23 protein-coding genes are annotated in these 20,072 nt (G+C 60.9%); 18 read left to right on the top strand and 5 right to left on the bottom strand.

What is annotated here, in order from left to right; translation table 11 throughout:
• Nucleotides 1-48 precede the first annotated feature (48 nt).
• Complete coding sequence (locus tag ACO77H_RS18850) at nucleotides 49-1,011, top strand: alpha/beta hydrolase (protein WP_170057021.1); 963 nt, start codon at nucleotides 49-51, stop codon at nucleotides 1,009-1,011.
• 100 nt (nucleotides 1,012-1,111) lie between these two features.
• On the top strand, nucleotides 1,112-1,915 hold the full coding sequence (locus ACO77H_RS18855; protein WP_169952798.1) for a hypothetical protein: 804 nt from the start codon (nucleotides 1,112-1,114) through the stop codon (nucleotides 1,913-1,915).
• A 123-nt stretch (nucleotides 1,916-2,038) separates the two neighbouring features.
• Here the strand turns inward: ACO77H_RS18855 and prmB are convergent, their stop codons facing one another.
• Nucleotides 2,039-2,947: a 50S ribosomal protein L3 N(5)-glutamine methyltransferase gene (gene prmB, locus ACO77H_RS18860; RefSeq protein WP_169952800.1), complete on the bottom strand. Its 909-nt coding sequence runs from the start codon at nucleotides 2,945-2,947 to the stop codon at nucleotides 2,039-2,041.
• A gap of 239 nt (nucleotides 2,948-3,186) precedes the next feature.
• Here prmB and ACO77H_RS18865 point away from each other — a divergent pair, with 239 nt between their 5' ends.
• The 5 genes from ACO77H_RS18865 (at nucleotide 3,187) to ACO77H_RS18885 (ending at nucleotide 5,961) form a co-directional block, all read left to right on the top strand.
• Nucleotides 3,187-3,777, top strand: coding sequence for a cysteine hydrolase family protein (locus ACO77H_RS18865; protein ID WP_172314028.1), 591 nt, complete (start codon nucleotides 3,187-3,189; stop codon nucleotides 3,775-3,777).
• A 142-nt stretch (nucleotides 3,778-3,919) separates the two neighbouring features.
• Entirely contained in the window at nucleotides 3,920-4,240 is a 321-nt protein-coding gene (locus ACO77H_RS18870; RefSeq protein ID WP_169952804.1) for a hypothetical protein, read from the top strand.
• Between the two features lie 76 nt (nucleotides 4,241-4,316).
• The gene (locus ACO77H_RS18875) at nucleotides 4,317-4,874 is read left to right on the top strand and encodes a Smr/MutS family protein (RefSeq protein ID WP_169952807.1); all 558 of its coding nucleotides are present in this window, start codon (nucleotides 4,317-4,319) and stop codon (nucleotides 4,872-4,874) included.
• Nucleotides 4,875-4,941: 67 nt separating this feature from the next.
• Nucleotides 4,942-5,487: a GTP cyclohydrolase I FolE gene (folE, locus tag ACO77H_RS18880; RefSeq protein ID WP_057440723.1), complete on the top strand. Its 546-nt coding sequence runs from the start codon at nucleotides 4,942-4,944 to the stop codon at nucleotides 5,485-5,487.
• A 102-nt stretch (nucleotides 5,488-5,589) separates the two neighbouring features.
• The gene (locus ACO77H_RS18885) at nucleotides 5,590-5,961 is read left to right on the top strand and encodes a glutathione S-transferase N-terminal domain-containing protein (protein ID WP_029300369.1); all 372 of its coding nucleotides are present in this window, start codon (nucleotides 5,590-5,592) and stop codon (nucleotides 5,959-5,961) included.
• A 122-nt stretch (nucleotides 5,962-6,083) separates the two neighbouring features.
• Here ACO77H_RS18885 and ACO77H_RS18890 read toward each other — a convergent pair whose 3' ends face one another.
• Nucleotides 6,084-6,686, bottom strand: a complete 603-nt coding sequence (locus tag ACO77H_RS18890) for a glutathione S-transferase family protein (RefSeq protein WP_038447277.1) — start codon at nucleotides 6,684-6,686, stop codon at nucleotides 6,084-6,086.
• A gap of 10 nt (nucleotides 6,687-6,696) precedes the next feature.
• The gene (locus ACO77H_RS18895) at nucleotides 6,697-7,863 is read right to left on the bottom strand and encodes a PLP-dependent aminotransferase family protein (RefSeq protein WP_169952810.1); all 1,167 of its coding nucleotides are present in this window, start codon (nucleotides 7,861-7,863) and stop codon (nucleotides 6,697-6,699) included.
• An 81-nt stretch (nucleotides 7,864-7,944) separates the two neighbouring features.
• Here ACO77H_RS18895 and ACO77H_RS18900 point away from each other — a divergent pair, with 81 nt between their 5' ends.
• From ACO77H_RS18900 to ACO77H_RS18910, 3 genes are all read left to right on the top strand, one after another.
• Nucleotides 7,945-8,376, top strand: a complete 432-nt coding sequence (locus ACO77H_RS18900; protein WP_169952812.1) for a MarR family winged helix-turn-helix transcriptional regulator — start codon at nucleotides 7,945-7,947, stop codon at nucleotides 8,374-8,376.
• Between the two features lie 222 nt (nucleotides 8,377-8,598).
• Complete coding sequence (locus tag ACO77H_RS18905) at nucleotides 8,599-9,930, top strand: NCS2 family permease (RefSeq protein ID WP_432755770.1); 1,332 nt, start codon at nucleotides 8,599-8,601, stop codon at nucleotides 9,928-9,930.
• A gap of 63 nt (nucleotides 9,931-9,993) precedes the next feature.
• The gene (locus ACO77H_RS18910) at nucleotides 9,994-10,620 is read left to right on the top strand and encodes a LysE family translocator (RefSeq protein WP_432754429.1); all 627 of its coding nucleotides are present in this window, start codon (nucleotides 9,994-9,996) and stop codon (nucleotides 10,618-10,620) included.
• A 156-nt stretch (nucleotides 10,621-10,776) separates the two neighbouring features.
• Here ACO77H_RS18910 and uraH read toward each other — a convergent pair whose 3' ends face one another.
• Nucleotides 10,777-11,130: a hydroxyisourate hydrolase gene (gene uraH, locus ACO77H_RS18915; protein WP_057440709.1), complete on the bottom strand. Its 354-nt coding sequence runs from the start codon at nucleotides 11,128-11,130 to the stop codon at nucleotides 10,777-10,779.
• A gap of 407 nt (nucleotides 11,131-11,537) precedes the next feature.
• Here uraH and puuE point away from each other — a divergent pair, with 407 nt between their 5' ends.
• The 8 genes from puuE (at nucleotide 11,538) to ACO77H_RS18955 (ending at nucleotide 18,778) form a co-directional block, all read left to right on the top strand.
• The gene (gene puuE, locus ACO77H_RS18920; RefSeq protein WP_432754430.1) at nucleotides 11,538-12,464 is read left to right on the top strand and encodes an allantoinase PuuE; all 927 of its coding nucleotides are present in this window, start codon (nucleotides 11,538-11,540) and stop codon (nucleotides 12,462-12,464) included.
• Nucleotides 12,461-12,976 carry a 2-oxo-4-hydroxy-4-carboxy-5-ureidoimidazoline decarboxylase gene (uraD, locus tag ACO77H_RS18925; RefSeq protein WP_169952822.1) on the top strand — a complete coding sequence of 172 codons (516 nt, stop codon included), beginning with the start codon at nucleotides 12,461-12,463 and terminating at the stop codon, nucleotides 12,974-12,976. Before puuE ends, uraD begins: the two co-directional genes overlap by 4 nt.
• Before the next feature lie 81 nt (nucleotides 12,977-13,057).
• Nucleotides 13,058-14,053 (top strand): allantoicase, encoded by a 996-nt coding sequence (gene alc, locus ACO77H_RS18930; RefSeq protein ID WP_170042683.1) that lies wholly within the window; start codon nucleotides 13,058-13,060, stop codon nucleotides 14,051-14,053.
• A 120-nt stretch (nucleotides 14,054-14,173) separates the two neighbouring features.
• A complete protein-coding gene (locus ACO77H_RS18935; protein ID WP_099168728.1) occupies nucleotides 14,174-14,677 on the top strand; it encodes an ureidoglycolate lyase in 504 nt (167 codons plus the stop codon).
• A gap of 51 nt (nucleotides 14,678-14,728) precedes the next feature.
• Nucleotides 14,729-16,027: a urate hydroxylase PuuD gene (locus tag ACO77H_RS18940; RefSeq protein WP_170057016.1), complete on the top strand. Its 1,299-nt coding sequence runs from the start codon at nucleotides 14,729-14,731 to the stop codon at nucleotides 16,025-16,027.
• A 198-nt stretch (nucleotides 16,028-16,225) separates the two neighbouring features.
• On the top strand, nucleotides 16,226-17,569 hold the full coding sequence (locus tag ACO77H_RS18945) for a nucleobase:cation symporter-2 family protein (RefSeq protein ID WP_170057015.1): 1,344 nt from the start codon (nucleotides 16,226-16,228) through the stop codon (nucleotides 17,567-17,569).
• A gap of 31 nt (nucleotides 17,570-17,600) precedes the next feature.
• Nucleotides 17,601-17,969 (top strand): hypothetical protein, encoded by a 369-nt coding sequence (locus tag ACO77H_RS18950; protein WP_169952826.1) that lies wholly within the window; start codon nucleotides 17,601-17,603, stop codon nucleotides 17,967-17,969.
• A gap of 23 nt (nucleotides 17,970-17,992) precedes the next feature.
• On the top strand, nucleotides 17,993-18,778 hold the full coding sequence (locus tag ACO77H_RS18955; protein ID WP_169952827.1) for an outer membrane protein OmpK: 786 nt from the start codon (nucleotides 17,993-17,995) through the stop codon (nucleotides 18,776-18,778).
• Nucleotides 18,779-18,901: 123 nt separating this feature from the next.
• Here ACO77H_RS18955 and ACO77H_RS18960 read toward each other — a convergent pair whose 3' ends face one another.
• On the bottom strand, nucleotides 18,902-20,056 hold the full coding sequence (locus tag ACO77H_RS18960; protein WP_169952830.1) for a patatin-like phospholipase family protein: 1,155 nt from the start codon (nucleotides 20,054-20,056) through the stop codon (nucleotides 18,902-18,904).
• Nucleotides 20,057-20,072: the final 16 nt, after the last annotated feature.

Consider the following 20,072-nt stretch of genomic DNA (forward strand, 5'->3'; position numbering starts at 1 on the left):
CTTCCCGGTAGACGTTGGTCCAACCGGCACCTTCCTCATGATGGCGCGATGATGCTGCGAGTTTTGCTGTTCACCCTCACCCTGTTCTGTACCGTCGCTCACGCCGCCAGCCCTGTGGTGCTGCAACGCCCCATCAGCCTGGACACCGGCAGCGGCGAGTTGTTTGGCTCTCTGTTGCTACCCCAATCTGACAAACCGGTGCCCGTGGTGCTGATCATCGCCGGCTCCGGCCCCACCGACCGCAACGGCAACAGCGCCGAAGGCGCACGCAACGACAGCCTCAAGCGCCTGGCCTGGGTCCTGGCCCGGCATAACATTGCCAGCGTGCGCTACGACAAACGCGGCGTGGCCGCCAGCCTCAAGGCCACACCCGACGAGCGCAACCTGACCCTGGACGCCTATGTGGCCGACGCGGTGGCCTGGGGCCAATTGCTCAAGGCCGATCCACGTTTCGGCCCCCTGGTGGTACTGGGCCACAGTGAGGGCGCCTTGGTGGCTGCCCTCGCCGCCCCTGAACTCGAGCCTGCCGGGGTGATCTCCCTGTCCGGCAGTGCCCGCCCGGTAGACCAGGTGATTCGCCAGCAACTGGCAGATCACATGCCGCCGGCCCTGCTGCTGCGCAGCAACCAAATCCTTGATCGACTCAAGGCCGGCCAGGTGGATGCCGATGTGCCAGGCCCGCTGCAAGGGATTTTCCGTCCCAGCGTGCAGCCATACCTGATCAGCCTGTTTCGTGCCGACCCCGCCGCGGCGTTCGCCCGCTTGACGATGCCGGCCCTGATCGTCCAGGGCACCACCGACCTGCAAGTGGGAGTGGCCGATGCCGAAAGGCTCAAGCAGGCCAAACCCGACGCAGAACTGGCGGTGATCCCCGGCATGAACCACGTGATGCGCATCGTACCCAACGATGTGAAACAGCAATTGAGCTCCTACAACGACCCGCAGTTGCCCCTCGCCGATGCGCTGGGCAGGCGCCTGGTTGGCTTTATCGACGGACTTCGCCCCCGATAAGCGACTATTGCCCCTCCAGTCCTGGAGAAAACGGCCGATAAGCACAGGGTCGACAGCAAAAAGCCTGTCGACTTGCTGGGCTTGGACAGGATCGCGCCGAATGACGAACACCGAAGCAGTACCACAACCTCCCGCCGAAACCACCGCCGACACCGAAGCGGCGGCTGCGGCTGCGCTGCCGTGGGCAGAGGTTGAGGCCGAACACTTCAAGATGCTGCGCCTGGCACCCTTGGCCACCGACCGCGCCACCGGCGCCCGACCGTTGCGCTTTGTGCAATTTGGCTATGCCGAGCGCAACAACAAGGACCACAGCCTGCTGCGCATGGTCATCCAATTACCCGCCCAACGGGTGCGACGCGAACAGAATCACCTGGACGTGTGGGTCGACCACGCCACCCACCGCGTGCATTTTGGCCCGGGCAACAGCCTGGAAATCGAGCCGGCCAACCGAGGCCTGGGCCGCTTCCTGGTGGCCCAGGGTGCCGCATGGGCGAAAAAGAAGTGGTCGCACTATCGCGTCGACGGCGTGGACCTGGCGAACAAGGATGCATTGAACGAAGCCACCCGCCTGCGCCGCGACCACTTTTTGCGGATCCAGGGATTTGATGTGGCCTATGCCGATGTCCAGCATCTGAAGGGGCATGTGCAGCCGGGCAAGGTCAGCGAAGTGCTGGACAGCTGGAACACCGAGAAGGTGCAGTTCGTGGAAATCCTCGAAGCCGCGCAGATGCTGCAACAGGCTGAGCAGAACCTGGCGGAGCAGGAAGTGAAGCTGCGCCACGAAGAAGAAAAGGTCATCAAGTTCAAGCGCGAGGACAGCGGCCTGCGTTTCACCATCACCTGCCTGGTGGCGTTCACCGTGTTCCAGGCGGGGCTGTTGATCTGGATTGCGACGCACCGCTGACAACACGCTTTAACTGATCAAACCAAATGTAGGAGCTGGCTTGCCTGCGATGCGGACGACTCGGTGTATCAGCTACACCGAGTTGATGCCATCGCTGGCAAGCCAGCTCCTACATGGACCGGGTTAGACCCTGGAGGCAAACACCGCCTGATGCTCCCGGCACTGCTGCGCCGTCAGCATGAACACGCCATGGCCACCGTTCTGGAACTCCAGCCAGGCAAAATCCACTTCCGGGTACAGCGCTTCAACGTGCACCTGGCTGTTGCCCACCTCGACAATCAGCAAACCCTTCTCGCTCAGATGGTCGGCCGCCTCGGCCAACATCCGGCGCACCAGGTTCAAGCCGTCGTCACCGCAGGCCAGGCCCAACTCGGGCTCGTGCTGGTATTCGTCGGGCATGTCGGCAAAGTCTTCGGCATCGACATACGGCGGGTTGGACACAATCAGGTCGAAGCGCTGGCCGGGCAAACCGTCGAAGCCGTCACCCTGCACGGTGTACACGCGCTCGTCGACGCCATGGCGCTCGATGTTCTGGTTGGCCACTTCCAGCGCTTCGAAGGACAAGTCCCCCAGCACCACTTCGGCTTCCTGGAACTCGTAGGCACAGGCGATGCCGATGCAACCGGAACCGGTGCACAAGTCGAGGATGCGCGCCGGTGGCTGGGCCAGCCAGGGTTCGAAACGGTTTTCGATCAACTCGCCAATCGGGGAGCGCGGGATCAGCACACGCTCGTCGACAATAAACGACATGCCGCAGAACCAGGCCTCTTTCAACAGGTAGGCGGTGGGCACACGCTCGTGGATACGCCGATGCAGCAGGCGCTGTACGTGGGAAATCTCTTCTTCTTCGAGGTTACAGTCCAAATAGCTGTCGGCAATTTCCCAAGGCAGGTGCAGCGCACCCAACACCAATTGCCGGGCTTCGTCCCAGGCATTGTCGGTACCATGGCCAAAAAACAGGTCTTCCCCATGGAAACGGCTGACAGCCCAACGGATATGGTCGCGCAAGGTGCGCAGGCGGGAAGTGATCACGGGGGCAAGCTCCAGGAAAAAACGACTGGCAATTCTAACAGCCTTAAGCTGTACGGACGATGTATGAAAAACCTTTGCGACACGTCGGATTTAACCTGATTCAAGGTTTTTCTGTTACACCGCAGTCCCTCTTGACATGGCTGTAGGCCAACAACGGCGCACCTTACGTTAGTAGCGATTCACAGAACCGCTCAGCCAGAGGACAATGTCGCAAAAGCCCCACTCACAGGAGCCCCAGAATGTCCGTTCCAAAGACGATGTTTCAACTCAGCGGTCGCGGTTACGCACCGGCCAATTTGAGCCACGCGACCCTTGTGATCATCGATGCCCAGAAAGAATATTTGAGCGGCCCGCTCGCCCTGTCAGGCATGGACGCCGCCGTAGAAAATATCAAGCAACTGAGCGCTGCCGCACGCAGGGCCGGGCGGCCCATCGTGCATGTCCGCCACTTGGGCACCGTTGGTGGCCTGTTCGACCCCCAGGGCGAGCGCGGCGAGTTCATCCCCGGCCTGGAGCCGCAAGCTGACGAAACCATCATCGGCAAGCTGCTGCCCAGCGCTTTCCACGGCACGCTCCTGGAAAAAACCCTGCAGGACCTGGGCTCCCTGGACCTGATCGTCTGCGGCTTCATGAGCCACTCCAGCGTCAGCACCACCGTGCGCGCGGCGAAGAACCTGGGCTTTCGCTGCACCCTGGTCGAAGACGCCTGCGCCACCCGTGACCTGCCTTACAAAGGCGGCATCCTCAGCGCCGAACATGTCCAGCAGACCGAAATGGCCATCATGGCCGACAACTTCGCCACCCTCGCCCTGACCCAAGATCTGATCTGATCGCCCTGTCGATGAGCGGCGCGGCCACCGCAACGGCCCCGCTCATCCGCTAAAGCCTGTCATTTACCGCAATTGCCTCCCAGCCCGGAACAAGTTGTTTATCTTCCGGTCGAAGGGCCGATACCCTGGAGGAAAGGTCGGAATGAAGATATCCGATGGTTTTGACGCTCGTCGCTTGCGCCCCAAGGGCCCGAGCAACTGGCGTCTGCGCCTGGGCGTGGCATTTGCCGCGTTGCTCGCGTTGTTTGGCTTACTGCTTGCGTTGGCCGGTGGTGCCGGCCTGTTGGGCCACTCGCCCGCGCTGGGCGAACTGAATGCCAGCCCGGGCGGTGCCGCCGTGCTGCTGGGCAGCGGGCTGTTGATCCTGTGGCTGGGTGTCTGGTTGTGGCGCCGTTGCCGACGCCGTATGCGCCAGCCCCTGGCACTGAACATTGCTTCGCACCTGATGAAAAAGCACGATTGAGGGAACACTGATAGCGTTTTGTCCCGCATCAACCGCCTCGATTTGGGTAAACTGCCCGCCCTGCGCGGAGGCTGACATGCAAGACGACGATTTTTCCCTGTTCAAGAACGAGCTGCGCGGCGTCAAGCCGATCAAGCACGACCGCGCCGACACCGGCAAACCCAAGGCCGACCGCGCGCAGATCGCCAAGCTGCGCCAGGCGGCCACGGTGCGCACTGACGCCACCACGGTGGACGGTCTGTCGGACCAGTTCGTGATTGACGTAGGCCCCGAAGACGATTTGATGTGGTCCCGCGATGGGGTCCAGGAAAGCCAGGTGCGCAAGCTCAAGGCCGGGCAGATCCCCTTCGAGGGCAGCCTCGACCTGCACGGCATGACCGTGGAAAAGGCCCGGGAAACCCTGTGGGCCTTCCTGGCCGAAGCCACCAAATTCGAAATCCGCTGCGTGCGCGTGACCCACGGCAAAGCCGTGCGCCTGGACGGCAAGCGCCCGATGATCAAGAGCCACGTCAATACCTGGTTGCGCCAGCATCCCCAGGTGCTCGGCTTCACCTCCTGCCAACCACGCCACGGCGGTGCCGGGGCGGTGTATGTGATGCTCAAGCGCACGATGCTCGAAGGGCGTGACGAGTAACCCAAGCTTGCAGCGATCTGCCGGCCACCGTACCCTTGCACTTTGCGAAAATCCCACAGGTAGTTTCATGTCCCTGGAACAGAATTACACAGCGATCCTCGGCCAAATCGGCGAGGACGTTTCCCGCGAGGGCCTGCTCGACACGCCAAAACGTGCCGCCAAGGCCATGCAGTACCTTTGCCGCGGCTATGAGCAGACACTGGAAGAGGTCACCAACGGTGCCCTGTTCAGCTCCGACAACAGTGAAATGGTGCTGGTCAAGGACATCGAGTTGTACTCGCTGTGCGAACACCACCTGCTGCCGTTCATCGGCAAGGCCCATGTCGCCTATATCCCCAGCGGCAAGGTCCTGGGCCTGTCGAAGGTCGCGCGGATCGTCGATATGTATGCCCGTCGCCTGCAGATCCAGGAAAACCTCAGCCGCCAGATCGCCGAAGCGGTCCAGCAGGTGACCGGTGCCCTGGGCGTTGCGGTGGTGATCGAGGCCAAGCACATGTGCATGATGATGCGCGGTGTGGAGAAACAGAATTCGTCGATGATCACCTCGGTGATGCTGGGCGAGTTCCGCGAAAACGCGGCGACCCGCAGCGAGTTCCTCAGCCTGATCAAGTAACAGGCTGCGTCAGAAAAAACCGGCATTCATCGCCGGTTTTTTTTCGCCTGTAGAAATCAGGTAAGCTGCGGCCCCTTCTGTCATGGGCAAGAGGTTTCAGCCATGTTCGTCAAAGCACTTCGAGTGGGCCTCGGCCACGTCATCATCGCGGGCGACTTCCTTACCCGCCCGCGGAAAAAACAGCGCCCCGCCGAGCAACAGGCGCAGGTCAATGAAGCGGCCAAGGGCCTGACCCTGTATCAATTCCACGCCTGTCCGTTCTGCGTGAAGACCCGCCGCACCCTGCACCGCCTCAATGTGCCGGTGGCGCTCAAGGATGCGAAGAACAACGAGCAAGACCGCCAGACGCTGCTTACCCAAGGCGGCAAGATCAAGGTGCCGTGCCTGCGTATCGAAGAAAACGGCCAGACCACCTGGATGTATGACTCCAAGGTGATCATCGATTACCTGGACAAGCGCTTCGCCGCGATCTGACAGCAAACACAGTCCAAATGTGGGAACGGGCTTGCTCGCGAAAGCGGTGTATCAGCCAGTTATTCATCAACTGAGCCTGCGCTATCGCGGGCAAGCCCGCTCCTACATTTAGATCGCGCCTATCAGTCGAGCATCGGCACATGCCGCGGATGGCTGGCCACGCGGGCAAGCCAGGCTTGTACGGCCGGATAAGGGCTCAGGTCAAAACCACCCTCATGGGCCACGTGGGTGTAGGCATATAGCGCAATATCGGCGATCGAATACTGGTCGCCCACCAGGTATGGCGTGGCCTGCAGCTGTTTTTCCATGACCCGCAGGGCCTTGTAGCCGCCTTTGTGGGTGGTCTTGTATTCCTCCAGCCGATCTTCCGGCAGCCCCAGGTAAAACTGGATAAACCGTGCCACCGCGATGTACGGCTCGTGGCTGTACTGCTCGAAAAACTGCCACTGCAATACTTGGGTACGCAGGCGCGGTTCACTGGGCAGGAATTCGCTGCCGTCGGCGAGGAAGTTGAGGATCGCGTTGGATTCCCACAGGCAGGTGCCGTCTTCGAGCTCCAGGACCGGGATCTTGCCGTTGGGGTTCTTCGCCAGGAACTCGGCGGTCTGTGTGTCGCCGTTCAAGATATCGACATTCACCCACTCATACGCGATGCCGAGCAGGTTGAGCATCAACTTGACCTTGTAGCAGTTGCCCGAGCGGTAATCGCCATAAACCTTGTACATGAAGCTCCCCTTATGCCGCTTGCGCGCGCTGTGCTTGACGGATCACCGCCGCGAGACGCTTGAGACCTTCGTCCAGGCGCGCCGGGTCGATGTGGCTGAAATTGAGCCGCAGGTGCCCGTGGTGCTGGTCCGGCTCGGCAAAGAACGGTTCACCGGGCATGAACGCCACGTCCTGGTCCAGCGCTTGTGCCAACAAGGTGCGGGTATCCAGGGGCTGTTTCAAGGTCAGCCAGAAGAATAATCCACCCTGGGGCACTTGCCAGTCGGCCAAGTCCTGGAAATGCCGGGTCAGCGCCAGTTGGAACCCATCGCGGCGCTCACGATAAAAACTGCGCAGTTGCCCCAGGTGCTGCTGGTAGCGCTCGGTGCCGATCCACTGCATGGCCTGCCACTGGCCAACGCGGTTGGTGTGCAGGTCCGCCGACTGCTTGAGCTTGAGCAGAGGGGGGAACAGGTCGGGGCTGGCGATCAGATAGCCGACCCGCAATCCCGGGAGCAGGGTTTTGGATACGGTGCCGGTGTAGATCCAGCTGGCCTTGCGCAACTGGCTGACAATCGGCCGCGCGCTGCCACCGTCGAAGGTCAGCTCGCGATAGGGCTCGTCTTCGATCAGGGTCACGCCGAACTCATCGAGCAGCGCCGCCACCGCATCGCGCTTGGCTTGGCTATAGCGCACGGCCGAGGGGTTCTGGAAGGTCGGGATCAGGTAGATGAACGCCGGGCGATGACGTTCCAGGCTGCTGCGCAGCGCCGCCAGGTTCGGGCCGTCGGCTTCCAGCTCCACGCTCAGGCAATCGGCACCGAACAGCTGGAAGATCTGCAAGGCGGCCAGGTAGGTCGGGCCTTCCAGCAGGATCTGCGTGCCTCGGTCGATATACAGCTTGGCCGCCAGGTCCAGGGTTTGCTGCGAACCGCTGACCACCAGGACCTGGCTGGCATCACAGGCCACCCCCAGCGCCCGCGCCTCGGCCGCCAGCAATTCGCGCAATTGCGGCTCGCCTTCGCTCATGCCGTACTGGCCCATGGCAGGCGGCATGCCTTGCCAATCCAGCGCCGGCAGCATGGCTTCGGCTGGCAGGCCACCGGCAAATGACATCACCTGCGGGCGTTGGGCCGCCGCGAGGATCTCACGGATCAAGGAGCTTTTAAGGCGCGAAACACGTTCAGAGAAAGCCATAAGGTCACCGGTAGCAAAGGCTGGGGAAAATACGTCAAACTGGTTGACCGAAATTACGACGCCCCAGGTAGATACGTCAATATGCTTGACCTTAAAAACCAGACCTCGCAGCAAGCCGCCATGGAAGCGTTCTTCTTCGGCTACCAGGCCTTTACCGCCAAGGCCGACGAAATGCTCGAACGCCGGGGCTTGAGCCGGGTGCATCAGCGCATCGTGTTTTTTATCGCCCGCTACCCCGCCTTGAGCGTCAAGCAACTGTTGGAGTTGCTGGGGGTAAGCAAGCAAGCGCTGAATATGCCGCTGCGCCAATTGCAGGAAATGCACCTGGTCGACAGCACGGCCTCGACCACCGACAAACGTAAGCGCCTGCTGCACTTGACCGAAGAGGGCCAGCGCTTCGAACACGCCCTGCGTCGTGAGCAAGTCAAGCTGCTGCAGCGCGCCTTTGCCGAGGCCGGCGAGGACGCCGTGAATGGCTGGCTGGCGGTGAACAAGGCCCTGACCCTGCCCTGAAATTGGCCTTTCATCTTTTTTGCACACATAATCGCAAACATTATTTGCTTTCTTTGTATACAAAAGCATAATTCGCTTCGTGCGAGTTCCTGACCTACTGGTCAACAAAGCCCGCTGGTACCTCAAAGCGCCGCTGCCCACTCATGTGTCCGGCGCTGGAAATAACAATAAAACTCTTGAGGAGTACTTGCTGTGGAAAGCCATAAATCCGACGCCCCGACCCTGGACCTCAGTCCGCCCGACCTTTCAACCACCAAACAGGGCTGGCTGGAGCGCCTGTTCAAACTCAGCTTGCATGGCACCACAGTGAAGACCGAATTGATCGCCGGCCTCACCACATTCATCACCATGGCCTACATCATCTTCGTCAACCCCAACATCATGGCCGACGCCGGTATCGACCACGGCGCCGCCTTTGTCGCGACCTGCATCGCCGCAGCCCTCGGTTGCCTGTTGATGGGCCTGTATGCCAACTGGCCTGTAGGCCTGGCGCCGGGCATGGGTTTGAATGCGTTCTTTACCTACACCGTGGTCGGCACCATGGGCTACACCTGGGAGACCGCGCTGGGTGCGGTATTTATTTCGGGCGTGCTGTTCATGATCCTGACGCTGTCGCGCATCCGCGAATGGCTGCTCAATAGCATTCCGGTGAGCCTGCGCCACGCCATGGGCGCGGGGGTAGGCCTGTTCCTGGGGGTGATCGGCCTGAAAACCGCCGGCATCATCGTTGCCAGCCCCGCGACCCTGATCAAGCTCGGCTCCCTGCATGAACCGGCCCCGCTGCTGGCGGCCGTGTGCTTCCTGCTGATCGCGATCCTCAGCTATCACCGGGTGTTCGGCGCCATCCTGATCAGCATCATCGCCGTCACCCTGGCCGGCTGGGGCCTGGGCCTGGTGCATTACCAGGGCATCGTTGCCGCCCCGCCGAGCCTGGCGCCGACCTGGATGGCGATGGACGTGATGGGTGTGTTCAACGTCAGCATGATCAGCGTGGTGTTCGCCTTCCTGTTTGTGCACATGTTCGACACCGCCGGCACCCTGATGGGCGTCGCCCAGCGCGCAGGCCTGGTGAATGCCGACGGCAAGATCGAAAACCTCTCCCGGGCCTTGAAAGCCGACAGCGCCTCCAGTGTGTTTGGCGCAGTGGTCGGTGTGCCCCCCGTCACCAGTTATGTGGAAAGCGCCGCCGGCGTAGCGGCCGGCGGGCGCACCGGGTTGACGGCCGTGACCGTGGGCGTGCTGTTTGTGGCGGCGATGTTTTTCGCCCCGCTGGCGGGCATGATTCCTGCGTATGCCACGGCCGGTGCGTTGATTTATGTGGCGATGCTGATGATGAGCGGCATGGCCCATATCGAGTGGGACGACGCCACCGACAGCATTCCGGCGATTGTCACGGCAATCATGATGCCTCTGACCTTCTCGGTTGCCGACGGCATCGCCCTGGGCTTTATCACCTACGTGGCGCTCAAGGCCGGCACGGGCAAGTACCAGCAGATTTCTATCAGCCTGTGGGTGCTGTGCGCGATTTTTATCGCCAAGTTTGTGTTCCTGTAACGCGCAAGCTGGCGAAAACCGCCTCACCTGCGGGTGGGGCTTTTGCATGTATGGAGGAATGTAATGAGCGTGGAAACCTGGCTGCTGTTCAGCGGCGCTGCTTTGATCGTGATCCTGATTCCGGGGCCACTGTCGCTGCTGATGATCAGCAACAGCCTGAACTACGGCCTGCGCCGTTCGTATCCGGCGTTTCTGGGCGGGGTGTTTGCCTCGATCTGCCTGTTGAGCGCCTCGGCCCTGGGCCTGGGCGCACTGTTGCTGGCGTCGGAGCAGTTGTTCAGCGCGCTGAAGATCGTCGGTGCGCTGTACCTGTTCTACCTTGCCTGGCAGAGCTGGCAGCAATCGCGCCTGCCGTCCCAGGGCGCCGTGGTGCCGGAGGCAGCGCCCGTGCCACGTTTTCGTGCACTGTTTGGCCGGGCTTTTGTGCTGGGCGCCAGTAACCCCAAGGACATTCTGTTTTTTGCGGCCTTCCTGCCGCAGTTTCTCAGCAGCCAGCAGCCGTTCCTGCCACAACTGCTGATCATGATCGCCACCTGGACCGTGCTGGACCTGATGTGCAAGCTGGCCTATGGCCTGGGTGCCCATGGTGCCGCGCGCTACCTGCGCACCGGTAAGGGCCAGAGCTGGTTCAATCGCTTCAGTGCCGGGCTGTTTGGCAGCGCCGGGGCAGCGTCGCTGCTCAAGGGCTAACACACAACCCTGTGGGAGCTGTCGAGCTCCCACAATGGCTCCTCTTGTTCGCTGGCATTGGCTCATGACCCGCCTTTTTGCGGGCAAAAAAAAGCCCGCAGTGTGAGCGGGCGAAACCAACGAAGAGCATTTGGGGGTGTGAAGCCAGGTGACGACTCAGCTACCGCGATAGGTGGAGTAGCTGTAGGGCGAAATCAGCAAAGGCACGTGGTAGTGATCCTGTTCGGCGCTGATGCCAAAACGCAGCACCACCACATCCAGGAACGCCGGCTGGGGCAATTGCACGCCACGGGCGCGGTAGTAATCCCCGGCGCTGAATTGCAGCTGATAGACGCCACTGCGGTAGTCATCACCTTGCAGCAGCGGCGCGTCGCAACGGCCATCGCTGTTGGTCAAGGTGCTGGCAACCAGTTCCAGCTGCGCGCCTTCGACGCGGTACAGTTCAACCTTGATGGCGCTGCCTGGGCAGCCGTGCGCGGCGTCCAGTACGTGTGTGGTCAGTCGTCCCATGGATCGGAGCTCCCGTGTCATCGATTAATAAGAGGCCGCACCTTTGTGGGGCACTGAAAAAGCCGGCGATGGCTGATTAAGACACTTTTCAAAAAAATTGTACACAATAAATTCAACAACCACCCTCTCCCCCTGCCGGAGCCGGCTTGCCGACGATGACGGTATATCAGCCGCAGATAGGGCAGCAGCAAGAATGCAATCGCTGGCAAGACGCATCCTACAGGTGAGTTCGCATATTTTAGTTGACCAGTCGGGCAAGTTTCTTGCAAGGATAGGCCGGTGCGACCGTCTGGAAAAAATGCAGAAATACAGGCTTACAAAGTGCCCATTAAGTTGTATACAATCAGCCCATCGCTGTGACGCAACAGCCGCCACACCATCGATCACGAACAAGAAGGAAGACTGCAGTGAGCGCTGACTACCCACGCGACCTGATCGGTTACGGCAGTAACCCTGTGCATCCACACTGGCCAGGCAAGGCGCGTATCGCCCTGTCGTTCGTACTCAATTACGAAGAAGGCGGTGAGCGCAATATCCTGCACGGCGACAAAGAGTCGGAAGCCTTCCTCTCGGAAATGGTCTCGGCCCAGCCGCTGCAAGGCGCACGCAACATGAGCATGGAGTCGCTGTACGAATACGGCAGCCGTGCGGGCGTGTGGCGCATCCTCAAGCTGTTCAAGGAATTCGACATTCCGCTGACCATCTTCGCCGTGGCCATGGCCGCCCAGCGCCACCCCGACGTGATCCGTGCGATGGTCGCCGCCGGCCACGAGATCTGCAGCCACGGCTACCGCTGGATCGACTACCAATACATGGACGAGGCCCAGGAGCGCGAGCATATGCTCGAAGCCATCCGCATCCTCACCGAGCTGACCGGCGAGCGCCCACTGGGCTGGTACACCGGGCGCACCGGCCCCAATACGCGGCGGCTGGTGATGGAGGAAGGTGGCTTCCTCTACGACTGCGACACCTATGACGACGACCTGCCCTACTGGGAACCCAACAACCCGACCGGCAAGCCGCACCTGGTGATCCCCTACACCCTGGACACTAACGACATGCGCTTCACCCAGGTCCAGGGTTTCAACAAGGGCGACGACTTTTTCCAGTACCTCAAAGACGCGTTCGACGTGTTGTATGCCGAAGGGGCCGAGACGCCGAAGATGCTCTCCATCGGCCTGCATTGCCGCTTGATCGGCCGCCCGGCGCGCCTGGCTGCCCTCAAGCGCTTTATCGAATACGCCAAGGGCCATGACCAGGTGTGGTTCGCCCGCCGTGTCGACATTGCCCGCCACTGGCACGACGTCCACCCTTTCCAGGGAGCCGCCAAATGACTGCTTTCCAGACCTTGAAACCGTCGACCCTGAGCCGCGACGAATTCGTCGCAGCCTTCGCCGACATCTACGAACATTCGCCATGGGTGGCCGAAAAGGCCTTCGACCTGGGCCAGGATGCCTCGATCGACCAGATCGAAACCCTGCACCAGCGCATGAGCGATATCCTGTTGAGTGCTGATCATCCAAGCCAACTGGCCCTGATCAACGCTCACCCGGACCTGGCAGGCCGTGCGGCCGTCCAGGGCCAACTCACCCAAGCCAGCACCGATGAGCAAGCTGGCGCGGGGATTCACCAATGCACGGCCGAAGAGTTCTCACGCTTCACCGAGCTGAACGATGCCTACAAGGCCAAGTTCAAGTTTCCCTTCATCATGGCGGTAAAAGGCAGCAACCGGCATCAGATCCTCAAAGCGTTTGAAACGCGCATCCACCACCCGGTCGACACCGAGTTCAAGTGTGCGCTGGCAGAGATCAACAAGATCGCGTTGTTCCGATTACTGACCCTTTAGCAAACCTGGCCCGAGCGTATCGATCAACGCCCAGGGCCTGGCAAGCATCCCAAGCCACTCTATCTAAGGCAGACAAGAAGAATGAAAGCTTACGCCGTACCTTTCGAAAAGTTCGTCAACCTGGCCGACGCCCGCCTGGGCACCAAGATCATCTCGGTGACCGATGACTGGTTCGCCGACGCCAACCGACTGTTCCAGCCGACCCCGGCCGTATGGAAGGAGGGCGTTTTCGATGATAACGGCAAGTGGATGGACGGCTGGGAGTCACGCCGCAAGCGCTTCGAAGGCTTCGACAGCGCGGTGATCCGCCTGGGCGTACCGGGCTCGATCAAGGGCGTGGACATCGACACTTCATTCTTCACCGGCAACTTCCCGCCATCGGCGTCCCTGGAAGGCTGCTTCCTGGCTGCGGGCGAACCCGATGCCAACACCCAGTGGGTCGAAGTACTCTCTGCCGTTGAGTTGCAGGGCAATAGCCATCACTTCCACGAGATCAATAACGACCAGGCGTTCAGCCACCTGCGCTTCAACATCTACCCGGATGGTGGCGTGGCCCGTCTGCGCGTGTACGGCATTCCGTTCCGCGACTGGTCGGCCGTGGGCGACAACGAACAAGTGGACCTGGCCTCCTCCCTCAATGGCGGGCGTGCGCTGGCCTGTTCCGACGAACACTTCGGGCGCATGGGCAACATCCTCAACCCGGGCCGTGGCATCAACATGGGCGATGGCTGGGAAACTGCCCGTCGTCGCACGCCAGGCAACGATTGGGTGATCGTCGCGCTGGGGCATGCCGGCGAGATCGACAAAGTAGTGGTCGACACCCTGCACTTCAAAGGCAACTACCCGGACACCTGCTCGATCCAGGGCGCGTTCGTCAAGGGCGGTACCGACAGCCAGATCGAGACCCAGTCGCTGTTCTGGCGTGAATTGCTGCCAGCACAGAAGCTGGAAATGCACGCCGAACACACCTTTGCCGAGCAGATCAAGGCACTGGGCCCGATCACCCACATCCGCCTCAACGTATTCCCGGATGGTGGTGTGAGCCGCCTGCGGGTGTTCGGCAAGGTCGCTAAGTAAGCGGTGAACCCAATCGCGGGCAAACCCGCTCCCACATTTGCAATGCATTCCCCTGTGGGAGCGGGCTCGCCCGCGATAGCAATAGACCAGACAACACAGAACTCGGATAAGAAGACAGCCATGCGCACACTGATGATCGAACCCTTGACCAAAGAAGCCTTCGCCCCTTTCGGAGACGTTATCGAAACCGACGGCAGCGATCACTTCATGATCAACAACGGCTCGACCATGCGCTTTCATAAACTGGCGACGGTAGAAACCGCCACGCCAGAAGACCACGCCATCATCAGCATCTTCCGCGCCGACGCGCAGGACATGCCGCTGACCGTGTGCATGCTGGAGAGACACCCGCTGGGCAGCCAGGCCTTTATCCCGCTGCTCGGCAACCCCTTTCTGATCGTGGTCGCGCCCGTTGGCGATGCACCTGTATCAGGCTTGGTCCGCGCCTTCGTCACCAACGGCAGGCAGGGCATTAATTACCATCGCGGCGTCTGGCACCACCCGGTGCTGACGATCGAAAAGCGGGATGACTTCCTGGTGGTTGATCGCAGTGGCACAGGCAATAACTGCGATGAGCATTTTTTCAAAGAGGATGAGCGGTTGATCCTCGCCCCCCACCAATAAGAGAAGGTCCGATCACCCGACAACAAGGGTGACGGGCGAGAGGTAAAGACTGTGGAAGCACATCTGTTGGAATGGCTGAACCTTAGCGTGCGCTGGGTTCATATGATCACTGGCGTGGCCTGGATCGGTGCGTCTTTCTATTTTGTATGGCTGGAAAACAACCTCAACCGAGTCAACCCCAAAAACGGCCTGGCTGGCGATTTATGGGCGATCCACGGTGGCGGCATCTACCACCTGGAAAAATACAAACTGGCCCCGCCGACCATGCCGGACAACCTGCACTGGTTCAAATGGGAAGCCTATTTCACCTGGATGTCAGGCGTCGCGCTGCTCTGCGTGGTGTTCTATCTCAACCCGACGCTCTACCTGCTGGCTCCCGGCAGCAGCCTGAGCGGCACCGAAGGCGTGTTGCTGGGCATTGGCTCACTGTTCGCTGGCTGGTTCATCTACTCCTTTCTCTGCGACTCGGCCCTGGGCAAACGCCCTGCCCTGCTCGGTTTTATCCTGTTCATCCTGTTGATCGGCGCGGCCTACGGCTTCAGCAAGGTGTTCAGCGGGCGCGGTGCGTACCTGCATGTGGGGGCGATCATCGGCACCATCATGGTCGGTAACGTGTTCCGCATCATCATGCCGGCCCAGCGCGCGCTGGTGGCAGCGATTGCAGAAAACCGCACGCCAGACCCGGCACTGCCGGCCAAGGGCCTGCTGCGTTCACGACACAACAACTACTTCACCCTGCCCGTGCTGTTCATCATGATCAGCAACCACTTCCCCAGCACCTACGGCAGCCAGTACAACTGGTTGATCCTGGCCGGGATCGCGGTGGCGGCGGTGTTGGTGCGGCACTACTTCAACACCCGTCACGACAGCCAGAAATACGCGTGGACCCTGCCGGTCGGCGCCCTGGCGATGATCTGCCTGGCCTATGTCACAGGTCCAAAACCCGTGGCTACCGCACCGGACGTGGCCAAGGCGCCAGCGGCCATCGAGTACCAGCCATTGCCGGAAACGGCGCTGGGTGGCGGCCTCAAGCCAGCAGCCCCCGCCGCGCCAGCACCGGCGGCAGAAGCGGCGCCGGCCCAGGCCTCGACGGATTTCGGCAAGGTCCACAGCGTGATTGAACAACGTTGCACCGTATGCCATTCGGCCAAGCCCACCAGCCCGCTGTTCAGTGCCGCGCCGGCCGGGGTGATGTTCGATACCCCGGCGCAGATCCAGCAGCAGGCGGCGCGCATCCAGGCGCAGGCGGTTGCCAGCCAGATCATGCCGCTGGGCAACATCACCCAGATGACCCAGCAGGAGCGGGAGTTGATTGGTAGTTGGATCAATCAAGGAGCCCGTACCAATTAACTGATTAGCGCAGATCAAACTGTAGGAGCTGGCTTGCCTGCGATAGCGGTGTATCACGCACCGGAAGGGGTGAATGAACCACCGCTATCGCAGGCAAGCCAGCTCCCACATTTGCAATGTGCAGTGTTTTGAAGATTGGGTTTCACCTGGCAATTGACTGCCAAACAACACAAAAATAAAAAAGATCCGAGGTGTTGCATGTCCCAGTTAGAACCGCAGACTCCTGCCGTACCCGCCATGGTGCGGCTGCCCCTTTTGCAACTGATCCTGGTAGGCCTGCAACATGTACTACTGATGTACGGCGGCGCCGTGGCCGTGCCTCTGATCATCGGGCAAGCCGCAGGCTTGAGCCGTGAAGAAATCGCCTTTCTGATCAACGCCGACCTGCTGGTGGCGGGGATCGCCACCATGGTCCAGTCCTTTGGCATCGGCCCGCTGGGCATCCGCATGCCGGTGATGATGGGCGCCAGTTTTGCCGCCGTCGGCAGCATGGTCGCCATGGCGGGCATGCCGGGTATCGGCCTGCAAGGGATCTTCGGCGCGACCATCGCCGCCGGGTTCTTTGGCATGCTCATCGCGCCCTTCATGTCCAAGGTGGTGCGCTTCTTCCCACCGTTGGTGACCGGTACCGTGATCACGGCCATCGGTCTTTCGTTGTTTCCAGTAGCCGTGAACTGGGCAGGCGGCGGCGCCACTGCCGTGCAGTTCGGCTCGCCGATCTACCTGGCCATCGCCGGCCTGGTACTCGCCACCATCTTGCTGATCAACCGGTTCATGCGCGGCTTCTGGGTCAATATCTCGGTATTGATCGGCATGGCCCTGGGCTACGCCTTGTGTGGATTGCTCGGCATGGTCGACCTCGGCGGCCTGGAACAGGCGCCGTGGCTGCAAGTGGTCACGCCTTTGCACTTCGGCATGCCCACGTTCGAATTGGCGCCAATCCTGTCGATGTGCCTGGTGGTGGTGATTATCTTTGTCGAGTCCACCGGCATGTTCCTCGCGCTGGGCAAGATCACCGGCCAGGAAGTCACCCCGAAGATGCTGCGTCGCGGCCTGCTGTGCGATGCCGGCGCGTCGTTCTTTGCCGGGTTCTTCAATACCTTCACCCACTCCTCGTTCGCCCAGAACATCGGCCTGGTGCAAATGACCGGTGTGCGCTGCCGTTCGGTGACGATCATGGCCGGGGCCTTTTTGGTTGTCCTGAGCTTGCTGCCCAAGGCGGCGTTTCTGGTGGCATCGATTCCTCCTGCGGTGCTGGGCGGCGCGGCCATCGCGATGTTCGGCATGGTGGCAGCGACCGGGATCAAGATCCTGCAGGAAGCCGACATTGCCGACCGTCGTAACCAGTTGCTGGTGGCGGTCAGCATCGGCATGGGCCTGATCCCGGTGGTACGCCCGGAGTTCTTCGCCCAGTTGCCCCTGTGGATGAGCCCGATTACCCATAGCGGCATCGCCATGGCCACGCTTAGTGCGTTGTCGCTGAATGTGTTGTTCAACATTCTGGGCGGCTCAGAACGCCCCGCAGTCGCCCATACGCATTGATTCCTTCGTTACTCGAACAGGGAATATCAACATGCACACCACAGACTTGGGGCCGGCCACACGCTGTGCCCCATTCTCGCCCCCTGCGCTCTTTTACAGCGCACTTGAGCACAGGCTCTGGAGCCAGTATTCTCCGCGCCCGCTCGAATCGACTCAAAAAAAAACAGCGAATGTAAAAGCTGACTTAAAGGCCAACTTATCCCGGCCTTATGTCTGCTGCCAAAGTGCGCAAAAGTCCTCTGAACCCGACTGCATACCATGTAGCCGACGGGGATTTTTTGGCTTTTCAAACACTTTGGCGCAGCTCTTGCTAAAAGCATTAAAGCTGACCGAACAGACGATTTTTGCAGCGAACCAAAAGGCGCCACACCAGAGCGCCTGCGTAGAAGAAAAACCATAAAACTTTAGCTCGGGAGCAACCGAATGAAACGTACCGTGAACAGCCTGATGTTGGCCGGATCCCTGCTGGCCGGGGGCCAGGCAATGGCGGGTGACCTGCTGCAGTGGCAGAACAACAGCCTGACTTACCTGTGGGGCAAGAACTTCAAAGTCAACCCAGAGATCCAGCAAACCGTCACCTTTGAACATGCCGATGCGTGGAAGTACGGCGACAACTTCTTCTTCCTCGACCGTATCTTTTACAACGGCAAGGAAGACGGCAATGTCGGCCCTAATACTTACTACGGCGAGTTCAGCCCACGGCTGTCGTTTGGCAAGATCTTCGATAAAGACTTGTCCTTCGGACCGATCAAAGATGTATTACTGGCGTTCACCTACGAGTTCGGCGAAGGCGACAACGAGTCCTACCTGGTAGGCCCGGCATTCGACCTGAACATCCCGGGCTTCGACTACTTCCAGTTGAACTTCTACCAGCGCCAGACCGAAGGCAATCGCCCCGGTGACGGTGTATGGCAGATCACGCCGGTATGGTCGTACACCATTCCCGTGGGCAACTCCGACGTGCTGATCGACGGCTTCATGGACTGGGTGGTGGATAACGACAAAAACGCCCGTGGCACTTATCACGCCAACTTGCACTTCAACCCGCAGGTCAAATATGACTTGGGCAAGGCCATGAACTGGGGCGCCAAGCAGTTGTATGTCGGTTTTGAATACGACTACTGGAAGAACAAGTACGGGATCCAGGACAGCGGCGCGTTCGAGACCAACCAGGATACGGCCAGCCTGTTGGTCAAGTACCACTTCTAAGGCCCAACACGCCCCCTGTGGGAGCGGGCTTGCCCGCGATAGCGGAGTGTCAGCCAGCCTAATTATCGGCTCAATCACCGCCATCGCGGGCAAGCCCGCTCCCACACAAGCCTGCTCCCAGATTCAGTTCGGGGTCAGGCCCAGGAACCGTTGCAACTCCTCGCGCTTGGCCAACGCATCCCGCCGCCCCAACTCGATCAACTCGCTGCAATACCCCGCCTCGAACAACAGATAGCTGAGCACCCCCGCCCCGCTGGTCTTGGTCGCCCCTGGCCCACGCAAAAACAAACGCAGTGCCGCCGGCAGCTCCTGGCGATGGCGGGCGGCGATCTCGTCGATGGGCTGGCTCGGTGCAATCACCAACACTTCGACCGGCGAAAGCCCGCGCGCGGCGCTGTCGGCCGGTTGCAGATGGGCGAACTGGTTGAGGCGCTCCAGCAACTCGATATCACTCTCAAGGCTGTCAATGAACGTGCTGTTGAGCATATGCCCACCGATCTGCGCCAGGGTCGGCTCCTGGCCGGTATAGGTGCGTTGCTGCGGCGCCGAAGGGTCGATGGAGCGCGGGTTGCCACTGACCCCCACCACCAGCACCCGGCTGGCCCCCAGGTGCAACGCCGGGCTGATGGGTGCCGATTGCCGGACGGCGCCATCGCCAAAATATTCCTGGTCGAGTTTGACCGGTGCGAACAGCAACGGGATCGCCGAGCTGGCCAGCAGGTGCTCCACGGTCAACTGCGTGGGCAGGCCAATGCGCCGGTGGCGCAGCCAGGCGTCGATGGTGCCGCCGCCCTGATAGAACGTCACCGCTTGCCCCGACTCATAGCCAAACGCCGTTACCGCGACGGCATGCAGGTGTTTGTTGCGGATGGCCTCGTTGATGCCTTCGAAGTGCAGCTTCTCTTGCAGCAATTCGCGCAAAGGCGAACTGTCGAGCAGCGCCACCGGCACCGGTGCCCCCAGCCCCAGCAGGCTGCGGGCCAGGAAGCGAGTGGCCTGGTGAATCACCCCCGGCCAATCGCTGCGCAACACCAAGTGGCTGCGAAAGCCCTGCCAGAACGCCGTAAGGCGGGCGATGGCGGCGCCAAAATCCATGGCGCCACTGGCCAGGCTCACCGCATTGATCGCCCCGGCCGAGGTGCCGACAATCACCGGAAAAGGATTGGCAGCCCCCGGCGGCAACAATTCGGCAATCGCCGCCAGTACCCCCACCTGATACGCCGCACGCGCCCCACCGCCGGAAAGAATCAAGCCTGTGACCGGTTCAGTTGGGCGCATTGCATAACTCCATGGG

The sequence above is a fragment of the Pseudomonas sp. WMBT8 genome (assembly GCF_050916005.1).
GTDB lineage: Bacteria > Pseudomonadota > Gammaproteobacteria > Pseudomonadales > Pseudomonadaceae > Aquipseudomonas.

Coding starts and splice junctions, on each gene's coding strand:
- ACO77H_RS18935 (WP_099168728.1), top strand. CDS start 14,174: ATGCGCACACTGATGATCGAACCCTTGACCAAAGAAGCCTTCGCCCCT.
- ACO77H_RS18950 (WP_169952826.1), top strand. CDS start 17,601: ATGCACACCACAGACTTGGGGCCGGCCACACGCTGTGCCCCATTCTCG.
- ACO77H_RS18875 (WP_169952807.1), top strand. CDS start 4,317: ATGCAAGACGACGATTTTTCCCTGTTCAAGAACGAGCTGCGCGGCGTC.
- ACO77H_RS18870 (WP_169952804.1), top strand. CDS start 3,920: ATGAAGATATCCGATGGTTTTGACGCTCGTCGCTTGCGCCCCAAGGGC.
- ACO77H_RS18890 (WP_038447277.1), bottom strand. CDS start 6,686: ATGTACAAGGTTTATGGCGATTACCGCTCGGGCAACTGCTACAAGGTC.
- uraD (WP_169952822.1), top strand. CDS start 12,461: ATGACTGCTTTCCAGACCTTGAAACCGTCGACCCTGAGCCGCGACGAA.
- ACO77H_RS18960 (WP_169952830.1), bottom strand. CDS start 20,056: ATGCGCCCAACTGAACCGGTCACAGGCTTGATTCTTTCCGGCGGTGGG.
- ACO77H_RS18865 (WP_172314028.1), top strand. CDS start 3,187: ATGTCCGTTCCAAAGACGATGTTTCAACTCAGCGGTCGCGGTTACGCA.
- ACO77H_RS18945 (WP_170057015.1), top strand. CDS start 16,226: ATGTCCCAGTTAGAACCGCAGACTCCTGCCGTACCCGCCATGGTGCGG.
- uraH (WP_057440709.1), bottom strand. CDS start 11,130: ATGGGACGACTGACCACACACGTACTGGACGCCGCGCACGGCTGCCCA.
- ACO77H_RS18895 (WP_169952810.1), bottom strand. CDS start 7,863: ATGGCTTTCTCTGAACGTGTTTCGCGCCTTAAAAGCTCCTTGATCCGT.
- ACO77H_RS18900 (WP_169952812.1), top strand. CDS start 7,945: ATGCTTGACCTTAAAAACCAGACCTCGCAGCAAGCCGCCATGGAAGCG.
- ACO77H_RS18910 (WP_432754429.1), top strand. CDS start 9,994: ATGAGCGTGGAAACCTGGCTGCTGTTCAGCGGCGCTGCTTTGATCGTG.
- ACO77H_RS18855 (WP_169952798.1), top strand. CDS start 1,112: ATGACGAACACCGAAGCAGTACCACAACCTCCCGCCGAAACCACCGCC.
- folE (WP_057440723.1), top strand. CDS start 4,942: ATGTCCCTGGAACAGAATTACACAGCGATCCTCGGCCAAATCGGCGAG.
- ACO77H_RS18885 (WP_029300369.1), top strand. CDS start 5,590: ATGTTCGTCAAAGCACTTCGAGTGGGCCTCGGCCACGTCATCATCGCG.
- alc (WP_170042683.1), top strand. CDS start 13,058: ATGAAAGCTTACGCCGTACCTTTCGAAAAGTTCGTCAACCTGGCCGAC.
- ACO77H_RS18850 (WP_170057021.1), top strand. CDS start 49: ATGATGCTGCGAGTTTTGCTGTTCACCCTCACCCTGTTCTGTACCGTC.
- ACO77H_RS18955 (WP_169952827.1), top strand. CDS start 17,993: ATGAAACGTACCGTGAACAGCCTGATGTTGGCCGGATCCCTGCTGGCC.